At 36.3% G+C, this 16,183-nt stretch carries 8 protein-coding genes; 5 read left to right on the top strand and 3 right to left on the bottom strand.

Going from position 1 to position 16,183, the window contains the following annotated elements; genetic code table 11:
- Positions 1–90: 90 nt before the first annotated feature.
- The 4 genes from gyrA (at position 91) to MM236_RS02890 (ending at position 8,574) form a co-directional block, all read left to right on the top strand.
- Positions 91–2,640 (top strand): DNA gyrase subunit A, encoded by a 2,550-nt coding sequence (gene gyrA / locus MM236_RS02905; RefSeq protein ID WP_241273433.1) that lies wholly within the window; start codon positions 91–93, stop codon positions 2,638–2,640.
- Positions 2,641–2,654: 14 nt separating this feature from the next.
- Positions 2,655–3,863, top strand: coding sequence for a tetratricopeptide repeat protein (locus tag MM236_RS02900; RefSeq protein ID WP_241273432.1), 1,209 nt, complete (start codon positions 2,655–2,657; stop codon positions 3,861–3,863).
- Positions 3,864–4,323: 460 nt separating this feature from the next.
- The gene (locus tag MM236_RS02895) at positions 4,324–6,783 is read left to right on the top strand and encodes a PIG-L family deacetylase (RefSeq protein ID WP_241273431.1); all 2,460 of its coding nucleotides are present in this window, start codon (positions 4,324–4,326) and stop codon (positions 6,781–6,783) included.
- A gap of 87 nt (positions 6,784–6,870) precedes the next feature.
- Positions 6,871–8,574: a sodium:solute symporter family protein gene (locus MM236_RS02890; protein WP_241273430.1), complete on the top strand. Its 1,704-nt coding sequence runs from the start codon at positions 6,871–6,873 to the stop codon at positions 8,572–8,574.
- Positions 8,575–9,022: 448 nt separating this feature from the next.
- Here MM236_RS02890 and MM236_RS02885 read toward each other — a convergent pair whose 3' ends face one another.
- The 3 genes from MM236_RS02885 to MM236_RS02875 form a co-directional block, all read right to left on the bottom strand.
- Positions 9,023–10,363 carry a RagB/SusD family nutrient uptake outer membrane protein gene (locus tag MM236_RS02885; protein ID WP_241273429.1) on the bottom strand — a complete coding sequence of 447 codons (1,341 nt, stop codon included), beginning with the start codon at positions 10,361–10,363 and terminating at the stop codon, positions 9,023–9,025.
- Between the two features lie 12 nt (positions 10,364–10,375).
- Entirely contained in the window at positions 10,376–13,372 is a 2,997-nt protein-coding gene (locus tag MM236_RS02880; protein WP_241273428.1) for a SusC/RagA family TonB-linked outer membrane protein, read from the bottom strand.
- A 733-nt stretch (positions 13,373–14,105) separates the two neighbouring features.
- A complete protein-coding gene (locus MM236_RS02875) occupies positions 14,106–15,455 on the bottom strand; it encodes a M20/M25/M40 family metallo-hydrolase (protein WP_241273427.1) in 1,350 nt (449 codons plus the stop codon).
- A gap of 67 nt (positions 15,456–15,522) precedes the next feature.
- On the opposite strand from MM236_RS02875, the gene MM236_RS02870 reads away from it, so the two are divergent.
- Positions 15,523–16,038: a DinB family protein gene (locus tag MM236_RS02870; protein WP_241273426.1), complete on the top strand. Its 516-nt coding sequence runs from the start codon at positions 15,523–15,525 to the stop codon at positions 16,036–16,038.
- The last annotated feature ends 145 nt before the right edge of the window (positions 16,039–16,183 follow it).

Below are 16,183 nucleotides of genomic sequence, written 5' to 3'. Positions count from 1 at the left end.
TTATTCAAATTCCCCCTTTTTGAGTGTAAAATCATATTTTAAAACCGTTATCTTTTTATTATCTTGCAAGCTTATTGAGAATAGATAAATATGGCTCAAGGAGAAAGAGAGAATATCATACCGATTAACATTGAAGACGAAATGCGTGGAGCCTACATCGATTATTCGATGTCGGTTATTGTTTCCAGAGCACTTCCAGATGTCCGAGACGGACTAAAGCCTGTTCATAGAAGAATACTCTTCGGAATGCAAGAACTAGGCGTTTTGCACAACAAATCCTTTAAAAAGTCAGCTAGAATCGTTGGTGAGGTACTTGGTAAGTACCACCCACACGGTGATTCTGCGGTATATGAAACAATGGTTCGTATGGCGCAACCTTGGTCTTTGAGATATCCTTTGGTGGATGGTCAGGGTAACTTTGGTTCGGTAGATGGAGATAATCCAGCTGCGATGCGATATACAGAAGCAAGATTGAAAAGAATCGCTGAAGAGCTTTTGATCGATATCAACAAAGAAACTGTTGATTTTCAACTGAACTTTGATGATTCATTGAAGGAGCCTGTTGTATTACCAGCAAAAATCCCTGCACTTCTATTGAATGGTGCTTCGGGAATTGCAGTTGGTATGGCAACAAATATGGCTCCCCATAATCTAGGGGAAATTGTAGATGGCATTACCGCCTACATTGATAATAGAGATATTACTATTTCTGAATTGATGGAATTTATTGTAGCCCCAGATTTCCCTACTGGAGGAATCATCTATGGCTATAATGGTGTAAAAGCTGCATTCGAAACAGGAAGGGGAAGGATCATCGTACGAGGAAAAGCTGGGATAGAAACTAAAGACAGTGGCAAGGAGATGATCATCATCTCTGAGATTCCATATTTGGTGAACAAAGCCAATATGATCGAGAAGACTGCTCAGCTGATTACAGAGAAAAAAATAGATGGTATTTCAGCTATCAGAGATGAATCTGATAGACAAGGAATGCGGATTGTCTATGAACTGAAAAGAGATGCCATTTCAAATGTGGTGTTGAATAATCTTTATAAACAAACGCAGTTACAGACTTCATTTTCAGTGAATAACGTCGCTCTAGTTAAAGGAAGACCTTATACGTTGAACTTGAAAGACATGATTGTGCATTATGTCAATCACCGTCACGAAGTAGTCATAAGAAGGACTGAATATGAACTGAGGGAAGCTGAGAAAAGAGCCCATATTTTGTTGGGTTATTTGATTGCTTTGGATAATCTTGACGAGGTGATTTCATTGATCAGAAGTTCGAGAGATCCTGAGACTGCCCGAAACGGTTTGATGGAACGCTTTGAGTTGAGTGAAATTCAAGCAAGAGCAATTCTGGATATGAGACTTCAGCGCCTCACAGGCATGGAGAGAGATAAGATCCAGGAAGAATATGATCAGATCATGCTTCTAATTGAAGAGTTGAAGGAAATTCTTGCCAATGAAGATAAACGTATGCAAATCATCAAAGATGAACTTGCAGAGATCAAACAAAGATATGCTGATGATAGAAGAACTGAGATCGAGCATAATGCGGAAGATTTTAGTTATGAAGACATGATTCCAAATGAGGAAGTTGTTATTACAGTTTCCCATGAAGGTTATATCAAAAGGACAGCATTGACCGAATACAGAACTCAAAGTAGAGGAGGAGTGGGTTCAAGAGGTGCGACAACCAAGAATGATGATTGGACTGAGTACCTATTTACAGCATCGACACATAATTATCTTTTAATATTTACAGATTTAGGAAAGTTATTCTGGCTGAAAACATATGCAATTCCAGAAGGTTCGAAAGCATCGAAAGGCAGGCCTATTCAAAATTTGATCAATATTACATCAGAAGATAGAATTAGATCGATAATTCAAGTAGGAGATTTAGGAGACGAAGATTATATAAACAATAATTTCCTAGTGATGGTTACCAAAAAAGGAATCATCAAAAAAACCACTTTGGAGCAATACTCAAGACCGAGAACCAATGGTATCATTGCATTGAATATCAGGGATGAAGATCAACTGATGCAAGTGGAAATGACGAATGGAGATTCCCATATTATCATTGCAGCCAAATCAGGTAGAGCCATCCATTTCCATGAATCTACAGTCAGACCAATGGGTAGGACAGCTACAGGAGTAAAAGCAATTAAGTTAAGTGATGTTAATGACCATGTAATTGGCATGGTATGTGCATCTCGAGAGGATGCGACGCTCTTGGTCGTATCAGAAAAGGGTTACGGAAAGCGCTCCGAGCTTGATGCCTACAGAATCACAAATAGAGGAGGAAAAGGAGTAAAAGCAATGAGTGTCACTGAAAAAACCGGAAGTCTAGTTGCAATCAAAGAAGTAGTTGACACAGATGATTTGATGATTATCAATAAGTCCGGAATCACCATAAGGACTCCTGTCTCAAATCTAAGGGTCATGGGTAGAGCCACACAAGGTGTTAGACTTATCAAACTTGGAGAAAATGATGAAATTTCTTCAGTTGAAAAAATCAAAAAAGAAGAAGAAACTGAGGAAGAATTAAACTTGACCATTCCAGAGGAAGGATCAAACCAAGATGATAGCCCAGATTCAGAAAACAATGTAACCGAGGAACCAAACAATTAAGAAAAAAGAACAAAATGAAAAAGTTAATCTTATCATTAGCATTAGTAGGTTTTGTCACTGTCAGTTTTGCCCAAAAGAAAGTGGTGAAATCTGCTGAAAAAAACTACAAAAAAGGCGAGTTGACTACAGCCTTGTCAGAAGTAGAAGATGCATTATCTGATCCTGAAACAAAAGATGATCCTGCTACGACTTTACTTAAAGGTCAGATTCAAACGAAAATGTTTGACGCAGGTGATGAAAATGAAATGTCAACAGTAGAGGTTGGAAAAGAAGCTTTCGATACCTTTTCTAAGACAATGGAAATGATCAACAATGACAAAGACAGTAAAGTTGGGAAAGACCTTTGGAAAGACGATGTACCAGGAATGCCTGAAAATCTAAGACCATATGGTATAGAAACTTTGAAGAATTCTGCTTTTGCAAAAGCAATAACAACATATGAGGAAGATAACCTTGAGATGTCTTACGAATATTTTGCATTGGCAAGTAACATTAGCCCTACTGATACTACAATGAATTTCAATGCAGGTTTCTTGGCGAATCAGCTTGACAAAACTGAAGAAGCAAAAGTGTTTTTCAATAGACTTTTGGAAATTGAAGAGTACAATAAACTAAACACATATTACTATTTAATTCAAATTGCTAGTGCTATCGATAAAGATCCAGAAGAAGCATATAGATTAGTTAAGTTGGCTAAGGAAGAAGATCCTACAGATAAAACACTTGCAGAATTTGAAATTCAATTCTTACTTCAATTGGATAAAATGGATGAAGCACTTGTTTCTGTAAAAGATGCTTTGAAAAATGATCCTGAGAACACCGGTATTCTTTTAAGATACGGTTACTTGTTGGAGCAATCTGGAGATTTGGATGGAGCTTTGGTTCAATACAAAAAATCAGTAGAAGCTGACCCTGATTTCTTTGAAGGAAATTATTATGCTGGTGCTATATTCATCGAAAAAGCAAGAACAATCTTGAATGAAGTTGGTGGTTTATCGGATGATGAATGGGAAGAAAAATCAGATGCTATGAACAAAGAAGCAGAAGGTCTTTACAAAGAATCTGTTCCTTATTTTACAAAAGCATCAGAGTTGAAGCCTGAATCGACTGAGATATTGGAAACCTTGTTCCAAATACACACAAGATTGGATAACAAAGAAGAAGCTGAGAAATACAATCAAAAGTTGATTGAAATTTTAGGCGAAAACTGGATGGAAGGTTAATCTTTATTCAACCATAAAACAGAAAAAGCTACCAATTTGGTAGCTTTTTTTATTTTATGGTTTTTCGTTAAAAGGTTTAATCAATTCGCAATTGAATATATACGATGGTCATACATAAGCTGAAATTTTGGGTGTCAAGAGACCTTGGTTGTTTTAGATTTTTGTGAATAACTTGTGTGAGTAGACCGTAGCCCGTATTGATATGCAGATGCATAGTTAACTAAACTTGAAATTACTCATCAAATAATCTATCGTTGGGACTAATTAGATAAAAACGGATAGTCATAGAATATTTTTAGGATCTATTTTAGCCTAACAAACCGATATACTTGTGTATAAATTCCATGAATTTTTTACCTTTCGACAAAGATGTTTACATCATTCAAAACCCTTTGGTAAAAAATTGTTTTTATTAAATAAATTCAAAGACTAAATTTTAGCTTTCAAACAGTAAATCCATATGTTGAAACGTACCAGTTTATTGACCATGTTATTTGGTTTTATATTGCTTCAAGTTTTTGCCCAAAATCCATCCTCTAAGCTTTACCATGATTTATTGATTTTTAAAGAGACAAAAAGGATCCTATTTGTAGCGGCGCACCCTGATGATGAAAATACAAGATTGATTTCATATTTGGCAAATGGTGAGCATGCCCAAGTTGCCTATTTGTCTCTAACAAGAGGAGATGGAGGTCAGAATTTAATAGGAAAAGAATTGGGAATAGAGCTTGGCTTGATCCGAACCCACGAATTGCTAAAAGCAAGAGAAACTGATGGTGGAAGGCAATTCTTTTCCAGAGCTTTGGATTTTGGATTTAGCAAAAACCCTGATGAAACCTTGAATAACTGGGATAAAGAGAAACTGCTTTCAGATGTGGTTTGGATTATCCGGAATTTTCAGCCAGATATTATCATCAATAGATTCAATACCATCCCTGGGACTACCCATGGTCATCATACCACTTCTGCTATCCTTTCTTCCGAGGCATTTGATATCTCTGGAAATCAAAATTTCTTCAAAGATCAGCTGAAATTCACCAATACCTGGAAAGCAAAAAGACTTTTTTGGAATGCATATAATTGGGGAGGACAGTATGAGCCTGAAGGAGGGAAAAGTTACCATATATTTCCTGTTGGTGATTTTAATCCATTATTGGGTACTACTTATTCTCAAATAGCTGCAGATAGTCGTACGATGCATAAATCCCAAGGATTTGGTTCAACTTCCCAAATTGGAGCAGGTAAGGATTTTATTGAACAGATTAAAGGAGAAAATTTTAAGGATAATCCATTTGAAGGAATTCCAAATAGATGGTTGCAAATTGAGGGTGGTGATCAAATTCAAAAATCAATCAATAAAGCGATTGAAGAATTTGATTTTATCAATCCAGCGCAAAATGTTGAGAATTTTTTGAAATTAAAGAGACTTTTGAAGCAATCAAATTCTGAGGAGTTGTGGTTTTTGGAAAAGAAAAAGTTAATTGATGATTTGATTCTAGGAGCACTTGGTGTCAAGGCAGAGTTTATAATAAAAAAAGAAATAGGATTCCCTGGTGAAACTGTTGATGCAGAGTTGATTTTTAACAATCCATCAAATATGACGCTAAGATTAATCGAAGCAACAAATTCTTTTTTGAATTTGAAGTTAGATCAAAATGCAGTTGGCAATCAGCCTGTTAATAAATTAATTAAGCTTAAGATTCCTCAAGACTTTCCCACATCACAACCATTTTGGTTAGAAAATCCTATTGACAACAGTTTATTTGATATTAAAGACCCAAAGAAAATTGGACCTCCAATCAATCAATCAACGATTGAATTGAAAATACTTACTGAGATTGAAGGAGAGCAAATCAACTTAAATCTACCACTCAGTTATAAATATAATGATCAAGTAGATGGAGAAATCAATCAGCCGTTTACATTGGTGCCAGAAGTAAATGTCAATGTTGACAAGTCCAGTGTGTTTTTGGTAAAAGGAGCTCTTCCTGATCTTAAGGTTGAAGTTTCTTTTAGGGATAAAATCCTTGATGGTGAAATTGAACTGGAAGGATTGAAAAAAGATCAATATGAAATTTTGGCTGTTGAAAATGATGAAAGAAAGAAAAGAAAGATTTATTCGATTAGAATTAAGAACTCTGACAAAGAAAAAGTAGTTGTTTTGGCATCCTTCAATTCTAGCGATGAAAGGGTGTTTTTCCAAGATACAAAACGTATAATTTATAAACACATTCCAAATTTGACCTATTTTGTAGATGCTGCATTTGACCTAATCAAAATGGATATTTCAACCAGTGGCCAAAAAATTGGATATATCAATGGAGCAGGAGATGATGTTCCCGAAGTTTTGAAAAATTTGGGTTACCAAGTTTCATTTTTAGAAAATGGAGACCTTAGGAAAAACAAATTCAAAGAATTCGAGACAATTATTGTTGGAATCAGAGCTTTCAATACAAACCAAGAGCTTGCAAACAATGTAGATCAATTGATGGAATATGTCAAAGAAGGAGGAAATCTTATTGTTCAGTATAACACTTCCTCGCCACTTTTGACAAGAGACCTAGGGCCTTATCCTTTTTCTTTGTCTAGAGACAGAGTGACAGTAGAAGAATCTCCTGTTGAAGTAGATTTCAATCATCCTTTGATGCGTTATCCAAACCAGATTAAAGAAAAAGATTTCGATGGCTGGGTGCAAGAGCGTGGACTTTATTTTACTACTGATTGGGATTCCAAATATACTGTTCCATTCACCATGCAAGATCCTGGGGAGAAATCAAGTAAGGGTTCCTTGTTGCACACCAAATATGGTGATGGGACATACACATATTCGGGAATTTCTTGGTTCAGGCAACTTCCTGCTGGAGTACCTGGCGCTATCAAGATATTTGTAAACTTAATCGAGCAACCAAGTGGAAAATAAAGTCAATTGGAATAACTGGTATATTGCATTGATAGTTACTTTATTTGTTTTAATTGGTCTTTTTTACTGGTTAACCAAAGCTTTTTCATGAGCAATTTAGATTGGATAGTTTTATTTGGGACGCTAACTTTGATTGTTGGCTATGGAGTGTACAAAACATACGGTCCTAAGAGCATGGACAATTACCTGCGAGGTGATAGTGACATGAATTGGTGGACCATTGGTTTGTCAATCATGGCAACTCAGGCATCAGCAATCACTTTTTTGAGCACACCTGGCCAGGCTTATGAAGACGGGATGCGATTTATCCAATTTTATTTTGGGCTTCCTGTTGCCATGATTATCTTATCAGTCACTTTTATTCCTATCTATTACAAGCTAAAAGTTTACACTGCATACGAATTTTTGGAGAATAGATTTGACCTTAAGACTAGAACACTTGCAGCCTTGCTTTTTCTTACCCAAAGAGGATTGGCAGCTGGAATTACGATTTATGCGCCTTCTATAATTTTATCTACGTTATTGGGATGGAACCTTACTTTGACAAATATTTTTATTGGAGTTTTAGTTATTGTATATACAGTTTCTGGAGGTACAAAGGCAGTTTCAATTACTCAAAAGCAACAAATGATGGTGATGATGGGAGGGATGATTTTAGCGGGAATATTAGTTATAAATATGCTTCCTGTAAAATTCACAGAAGCTTTGCACGTTGCGGGAAAAATGGAGCGTTTGAATATTGTGAATTTTGATTTCAACTGGTCCGATAGATATAATTTTTGGTCAGGAATGACTGCCGCCTTGTTTTTATTTCTATCATATTTTGGAACGGATCAATCTCAAGTACAGAGATATTTGACTGGAAAAACACTTTCCCAAAGTAGAAAGGGATTGATTATGAATGGACTTCTCAAAGTACCGATGCAGTTCATAATTCTATTTATAGGAGTCATGGTTTTTGTATTTTATCAGTTTTTTCAACCTCCAGTTGTATTCAATAAAGTTCAAACAGAAAAATTGGTAGAATCACAATTTAGAACAGATTATTTAAGTTTGGAAGAAGATTTTTCAAAAGCATTTGCAGAAAAGTCAGGAAGTATTGAAAGTTTGCTTGAAGCTGTAAGGGCTGAAAATGTCGACGGGATAGAGCAAGCTAAGTCAGCTATGCATGAAAGCTATGCCAAGCAAGAGCAAATCAGAGATGATGTAAAAGCTTTGATTGTAAAAAATGATGCAGGTGCAGAAACAAGGGATACTGATTATATCTTTATGCGTTTTGTGATGGATTATTTGCCCAAGGGGATAATAGGGTTGCTTTTTGCAGTAATATTTTCCGCGGCCATGTCCTCTACAGCATCAGAGTTGAATGCCTTGGGCTCTACATCTACTGTTGATATTTACAAAAGATCATTGAACAAGAAAGGTACCGATCGACACTATATGTTGTCTTCAAAATGGCTGACAGCATTTTGGGGAGTGTTTGCAATATTGTTTGCAACCTATGCCACGCTGTTCGAAAACCTTATTCAAGCAGTCAATTTATTAGGATCTTTGTTTTATGGGACAATTTTAGGTGTTTTCTTAGTTGGTTTTTACATGAAATGGGTGAAAGGAAATGCTGTATTTATCGCTGCCTTGCTAGCCGAATCTGTTATTCTGATTATCCATTGGCATAATGGTGAGTCATTGCTTGGTGTAAACATTGATATTGGATATTTGTGGTACAATGCCATCGGATGTCTTTTAGTAATGTTGTTTGCGGCAATCATTCAATTGATGAGGGGGAAGTGAGAATCAATTGATCAGATTTTTTCATGGTAATACAAAATAAAAAAAAATAAACTAAATAGCTGTTTCATTCTTGTAGAGGGCTTTGATGATAATGCCTTTAAAAGTAAATGAGATTTAAGTTTCCAGATCTTGTCCCAATTGTATTCATACTAGTTGGTTTAGACTTTGAATTATTTTTTATTTGTAAATCCGCTTTTAAACTAGAAACCATTAATCGTATTGTTTGAAGTTTATTTCAATCAACTGTTGTGCAATGACTGAGGACTGCCGATGATTCTTCGCATAATTACGATTGATTTATTCATCTACTGGTGTTATTGTGGCTAAGCAGATTAAACAATCTATTTGAAATAGTTCAAAGTTTAAGAAGGGAAGCTTTAAGAGCATCCTCTTCAATATTTGTATTGCCATAAAAAAATCCCAGACGATTCTGTCTGGGATTTACACTTTAATAGCCTGGGTTCTGAGTTAAATTTTCATTGAGATCAAGTTCCAACTGAGGTATTGGAAATAAATAGCGATCAGAGTTTGGAACCTCCAAAATATCGTCAGCAGCTCCTGTTCTACAATGGTCAAACCAAGTTTCAAACTCAAACATCAATTCTTTTCTTCGTTCTTGCTGTATCAATGCAATCAAGTCATCCTGACTACCAGTAAAGTCCGTTGCCAAACCAGCTCTAGTTCGGATAGCTGCCAGAGCAGTTATTCCTTCTTGCAGATTGCTAAATGAGACTGCTTCAGCATAGATAAGATAGACTTCTGCCAATCGAATAATAGGAACATTTTGGGTAGGTGGATTAAAGGTTCGGTATTTTCCTACATAGAGGTTTATATTTCCTGAATTATCTTCAGCTTCTCTGATTGTAAATTCCCTTCTTGCATCTTCTTCATCAAACAGTAGACTTGCAGCATCAGATGCAAAAAACTCTTGTCTTGATGCAGGGTTTGCATTTTGAACAAAAGTATTGGGGACTTGCTCGTCAAACTGCAATTCAAATATTGATTCCGCTGAGTTCTCTACTGTCCATATATCAGAATAATTTTCCAACAAAGTGAATTCTCCAGATTGTAACACCTGTGATGCGAGATCAGCTGCTTCTTGCATATTTCCCATATAAAGGTGAACTTTTGCCAATAGACTTTTCACACTCATTCCATTAGCTCTTCCTTTGCTTCCTGCATTGTTGTTAGGTAAATCTGATGCAAATTCCAAGTCTGCTACAATTTGATTACAAACCGAGCTTGCAGCATCTCTTGGTACTCGAATCTCTGCGGATGTAGTTTGTGGAGTAGTAGGATTGGTTATTAATGGAACATCTCCCCAAGCACGGACAAGATTGAAATAAGTCAATGCACGAATGAAATGGGCTTCCTTTACCATGTTTTGTAAATTTTCATTCATAGAATATTCATTTATATTCGGGGCATAAGCTATGATGTTGTTACATGAATTGATGGTTTCATAGGATGCTGTCCATATATTCAAAGCCCATGGATTGTCTATCCGAATGTTGAAATTTTGATACTCTACATATTCAGGGAAGTTACTGATATGACGCATATGTCCTGCTGCAAATTCTGGAATTACAATAAATGCTTGGCCATACAAACTACTGCTTGTTAGGGTACGATATGCACCGATTACAGCTGTTTGTGTAGTAGCCACATCTGTGAAAAATGTTTCCTGGTTCAATTGATCGAGAGGAGAACGGTCTATAAAGTCGTCACAAGCAATTAAGATGATTGTTAGCATTATCATCAAAATAGAATTTTTACTTATATTTTTCATGATGGATCTTGGTTAGAAAGTTAGATTGATACCTCCTGTGAAAATTCTTGGCTGAGGGTAATTACTATGATCTGTTCCATAAGCTATTCCATCACTGGATAACGCATTTATTTCCGGATCAAAACCGCTATACTTTGTGAATACAAAAGCGTTTTGGATGGTTGTATATATTCTTAAGTTTGTAATCTTTAACCTTTCCAAGACGTTTTGCGGAAGTGTGTATCCAAAGGTGATATTACGAATTCTAAAGAAGCTTCCATCTTCTACCCAGCGGGTAGATGTAGCTGCATTATCAAAGTTTCCAGGAGAAGGTCTTGGTACATCTGTGACATCGCCAGGCTGCCTCCATCTTCGCGTCCATGCCTCATCTCCATTGCTACTTAAATTTGTTCCAGCTAGTCTGTAAAATGCAGTGTAATTGTATAGATCAACTCCACCCACAAACTGTCCCATGATACTAAGGTCGAAATTTTTGTAGAAGAAATCATTGGTAATACCTCCGAAAAGACGTGGGTGGGGATTGCCGATAATTTGTCTATCTTCTTCTCTGTTTGGAGCACCTAAAGTTCCATCATTCAGAAGAAAGTCGATCATTCCAGTTTCAGGATTGACTCCTTGAGCGACCCAACCATAGAAACTACCCAGTGGATAACCTGCACGTGCTAGATTGAAATTGCCAATGCCACCCAAAAGATCTCCTTCTGGTAACTCAGTTACTTTATTTTGATTGAAAGTCATATTCAAACTAGTGTTCCATATGAATTTCCCCGTTAGGTTTCTTGAACTTATTTCAAATTCGAACCCTTTATTTTGAATGGCTCCTGCATTTCGAAAAGCAGTAGAATACCCAGAGGTTCTTGGCAATTGAATTAGAATCAATAGGTCACGGGTATCTTTAATATAGTAATCAGCCAAGATGCTAATTCGATCATTGAATAATGACAAATCAGCACCAATATTGAATTGTTCTGTTGTTTCCCAACTCAGGTCACCGTCACCATAGACATTTGGTCTAAAACCTGGTAGATTATCATAGTTGAAACCACCTGAATACAAAATTTGGTTGACATAGTTAGGTATTTCTTGGTTACCAGTCAAACCCCAAGAAGTTCTGATTTTAAGATCACTCAGCGTTTGATTGTTAGCTAAAAAGTTCTCTTGACCTACCCTCCATGCAAATGCAAAAGATGGAAATGTTCCATACTTATTTTGTGATCCAAACCTACTGGATCCATCAATTCTAAAGTTTGCGGTAAACAAATATTTGTCTTTCAAGGAGTAGTTAACCCTACTGAAGTAAGAAACTATGCTCCACTCTTGTGCACTGGCATTGGCACCAGAGATCACTCCACCAGCTCCGATCAGGTCGATTTCGTTGAATGGAAAATTTGTTCTTCTGGCATCAGTGAACGAAAATCGTGATCCTTGAAATGACAACCCGAATATAGCGTCCAAACTACTGTTGCCCCAACTATTCTCATATTGTAAAATATTTTCATTGAGCCACAATTGATCCTTGCTGATTCTACTAGCTCCAAGTCCTATACCTTGATTGAAACGAACTCCATTAGGTGGAAGGAAGAAACGATCCTCAATATTTGAAATATCTACCCCAAAATTGGTTTTGAAGCTAATTCCTTTTCCAATGTCATATCTTGCACCCACATTGGTAAGCAATCGAAGTGTTTCAGCTGTATTTGTTGGAAGTGTCAGCCATGCAAAAGGATTTTCTCTTGAAGTCACTTGAGGGTCAAAAGCGAAATTACCGGATTCATTATAGATGGGTAGTGTTGGTGGAGCAACAAGACCACTTCTGATAACTGCCTCTCTACTATTCTCCTCTTGAATGCGTCGGTTAAAAGCACGGGTCAAGTTGATGTTTGTATTGAAACTTAGTCTATCGCTATGTTGATGATCCAAGTTTAACCTAAAACTAATTCTATCAAATCCGGAGTTAAGAATCGTACCTTCTTGGTTAAAATATCCTACCGAAGCATAATACTGTGTTTTATCACTTCCTCCAGAGGCAGAAACTTCATAATTGGAAATAGGAGCAGTTCTAAATACTTCTTCTTGCCAGTCAGTTTGGATTGCAGTATTGAGAAGAACAGGGTTGATTGATCCACCATTTGGATTATAGCTCCATAAGTCTTGGATATAATCTGCATACTGCTCGGAGTTCATAAGTGAAAGTCTTCTTTCCCTAGGCACTTGAGAAATTCCTTGATAAACGTTCAGACTAATCTTGCTTTCATTGGCTTTTCCCCTTTTGGTCGTTACTAAAACGACTCCGTTGGAAGCCCTAGCGCCATAGATCGCAGTAGCAGCGGCATCTTTCAAGACTTCTACTGAAGCGATATCACTTGGGTTGAGTGATGCTAGTACATTGATGCCCTGATCTGCTCCTCCAAAATTGAAATCTTGTCCACCTACAAAGTTGGTGGTACTGTTTACCGGAACTCCGTCTATTACATACAGTGGTTCTGAACTCGCATTAATAGAGGTAGTTCCCCTAACCCTTATGGAGATCCCACCACCTGGAGTTCCAGAATTTTGGGTTACTTGAACGCCCCCGGCCTTTCCTTGTATAGCTTGAGATAGTGAGGGGAGTGGATCCCTTTCCAATGCATCACTTCCTATGGTAGAAACAGCACTAGTCAATCGCTTCCTGTCCATGGTACCGTAGCCTATGACCACAACTTCCTGAAGTTCTTCTTGCGTTTCATCTAAAACTATCTCAAAGAAACTTTGATTACCAACTCTTACTTCTTTGGTAGACATTCCCAAAAAGGATATCTCTAAAACACTATTTTCATCAGCAACTTCAATGGAAAAATTACCTTCTTGGTCTGTAACTATTCCATTTGTAGTTCCTTTTAACAAAACATTTGCTCCAGGTATAGGGAGACCATCGACAGAGGAGGAAACATTCCCTCTAACCGAAATACTTTGAGAAAATAGCCATGTCGAATATGACAGGCAGAGTAACAACATTACCAATTTTTTCATCTTGCAATTAATTTTTCTGTGGCATCATAAATTTGATATAAAAATCATTATTTAATCTGCTTTGTCAAAGGTTCTACCAAAGGGGTATAAAATGTTATGAAATCAAATAAATATTCAATAAATAATGTAAATTAATGATAAAGTTATAAAAATATCTTTTTCAATTTAAAAATTAGTTTTTTTTTTTCGCAAAATTTTGTGTCAAGGTGTACACATTATGTTGAATCAAAAGCCTAATTTCCCCAATGTGAGTATTTCTTAATTTTTAAAAATCATTTTCTGAATAATTCTAAAGGTGAACATAAGATTGGAATTGACTTTAATGAAAGCTGATAACTTATAAAGGATGTAAAAAAATATTGAAAGCGCAGAGATATGTAATGGTAATTTTGGAAGGAATCAAGGCGAAAAATGTAAATTTAATACAATTAAATCACACAATTTCCACGTTCATTAGCACTTGAATTTTTTATTCAATATTTCTTTGTTTGATTAAATGCTTGAATTTTATGTGTATCTTCTTTCTCGCACGTAGCAAAACAATAGACTGTCGGATAAACGATTTGTGGTTCTGTTGACTGTGAACGATTGTCTGATGACGAGTATCAGCAAGTTACAAAGCTACTTTTTACACTACGTGCAATATTGCGGATACTCATTTTGAATTTTATAAAAAAAAATAATACTTAAGTTGAATTTACAAATTCAACTTAAGTATTAAAGGCTTTATCAATTAACGTGTAATAGGCTGCGGAAACACTGCCATGCTTTCATGCCCATTTTCTCCGACAGCTTGGACTGCAAAGAAAAAGTTATCCTTTGAATATGGAATGGTAAGTGTATTATCTTCAGTGTAGATTTTCTTTGTCCACATAGAGTCACTTGTTTCTCGGATCAACACATAATAGCCTTTAGCGATTCCAGTCTTCGGAGCGTCCCATCTTAGCGTTGATGTATTGCTTAAGCGCCTCACGTCAATACCAACCATTTGTGGTTCTGATGGGGAAGAAGCCAAATATGAAAGGGAAGCTAAATTGATTCCAGTTATTTTTCGCATGTATTCGAAATCCATAAACTCAGGAAGATCTCCATATTGAATCCCGTCTTCTTCTCGCACATTTTCATGTTGTGCATAGTAGTTTTCATTCATCTCACAAACTCTGATCGCTGTAAATCCTTCTCTCGCGAATGGCGTATGGTCACCACCTCTCAAAAACCTATCATTTCTATAGATAAGTTTTACTTCAATTTGATCAACATACCTTTCCCCGATTTCCTTCATATATCTTGCTAGCTGCCTTGATTTGCTATCATTTTCACTGTTGGTGTATCTTCTAATTGCAGCCATTTGATCTGTTTCGGCCATAGGAATTCCTTCAGAAAAAATCCTGACACGTGTGTTGTCACTGATGTCAGTTTGGGAAGATCTACTATTTCCGATCATGTCATTGTTTAATGTGGCAACCAAGTTCCAGTTTTCAGCCTTTGCTTTTTTTGCTAAATATTCAGCACCTTTTAATCCTTGTTCCTCACCGCTTACCACTACAAATTTGATTGTGGCGGGATATGTTTTCTTGGACATTACTTTCACCAATTCTATAATTGCAGCAACACCCGAACCATCATCATTTGCTCCAGGAGCATCAATTTCAGCATTCATTACATCCAAAGCTCTACTGTCAATATGTGCCATGATAATGAAAATCCGATCATCATTTGAATCGGAACCTTTCAGTGTTGCAATCACATTGCCTAATTGGCTATCTGTTGGGATTCTGCGATTGTCAGCAGGGATTGTGAAAAAATCTATTTCAGATGATAGTCTGCCACCAGCTTCTTTTTCAAAAGATTTGAAATGGTCTAAAACATAATTTTGAGAAGCCAAAATTCCGCGATTATCGGATTTTTCACTCAGAGTATGTCTTGTTTTGAATCCTGCTAAGTCCCTGACATATTGCTCAAGGCTTGAAGCAGTTATTTCTGAGACCATTTGCTCGATTTCTGAATCTCGATTGATAATTTGTGTTTGGGCAGAAAGTGTAGCAACTATGAAATAAACGAATATTGGTAATAATTTTCTCATTTTGACTTTTTGTGATTTTGAAACACTTAAATTTACACAAAGCATCCTTAATCAAAACAAAAATTACATGAATGAAAATAACTTCCCAAAAGAAGGGGAATATGCTCCATATTATCATAAATACATTTCAAAGATAGAGAATATAGATGTTCCAAAGCTTTTATTGAGCCAGATAGAAGAAGTTAGGAGATATTATGAAGCTATGAGCGAAGAAAAATCCCAATTGGGATATGCTCCAGGAAAGTGGTCCGCAAAAGAAGTGTTGAGTCATATCATTGATACAGATAGGGTGATGACATTTAGAGCTTTATGCTTTGCTAGGGGAGAGAAAGCGGCATATCCCAGTTTTGATCAAGATCTGTATGTAGCAAATTCAGGAGCTAATAAAGTCCCTTTGGTCAATCTGTTGGAAGATTTTGAAATGTCTAGATATGCATTGGTATCAATGATCAAATCACTCCCTGAGGATTCCTATTCTAGAATTGGAAATGCTAGTGGTTTTGATGTAAGCGTAAGGGCATTGATTTATATTATAGCAGGCCATACTATGCACCATTTGGAAATTCTGAAAGAGCGATATTGATTGGTTTTTGGTTGTGACTTTTAGATATCTTACTATCAATGAAACAATGTATATCAACATCCCGAACAAATGATATTGAAAATTAGATGGATTTAATAAAAAAAAGGACAAATTAAGGGTTGCTTTTAAATTGAAGGAAAGTTTA

Origin of the sequence: Belliella calami (assembly GCF_022549695.1) — a bacterium.
GTDB lineage: Bacteria > Bacteroidota > Bacteroidia > Cytophagales > Cyclobacteriaceae > Belliella > Belliella calami.
This window is presented reverse-complemented; position numbering and strand designations above follow the sequence as displayed.

What these genes read in the sequence shown, in the direction of transcription:
- MM236_RS02900 (WP_241273432.1), top strand. Translation starts at nt 2,655, where the DNA reads ATGAAAAAGTTAATCTTATCATTAGCATTAGTAGGTTTTGTCACTGTC.
- MM236_RS02895 (WP_241273431.1), top strand. Translation starts at nt 4,324, where the DNA reads ATGTTGAAACGTACCAGTTTATTGACCATGTTATTTGGTTTTATATTG.
- gyrA (WP_241273433.1), top strand. Translation starts at nt 91, where the DNA reads ATGGCTCAAGGAGAAAGAGAGAATATCATACCGATTAACATTGAAGAC.
- MM236_RS02885 (WP_241273429.1), bottom strand. Translation starts at nt 10,363, where the DNA reads ATGAAAAATATAAGTAAAAATTCTATTTTGATGATAATGCTAACAATC.
- MM236_RS02880 (WP_241273428.1), bottom strand. Translation starts at nt 13,372, where the DNA reads ATGAAAAAATTGGTAATGTTGTTACTCTGCCTGTCATATTCGACATGG.
- MM236_RS02890 (WP_241273430.1), top strand. Translation starts at nt 6,871, where the DNA reads ATGAGCAATTTAGATTGGATAGTTTTATTTGGGACGCTAACTTTGATT.
- MM236_RS02870 (WP_241273426.1), top strand. Translation starts at nt 15,523, where the DNA reads ATGAATGAAAATAACTTCCCAAAAGAAGGGGAATATGCTCCATATTAT.
- MM236_RS02875 (WP_241273427.1), bottom strand. Translation starts at nt 15,455, where the DNA reads ATGAGAAAATTATTACCAATATTCGTTTATTTCATAGTTGCTACACTT.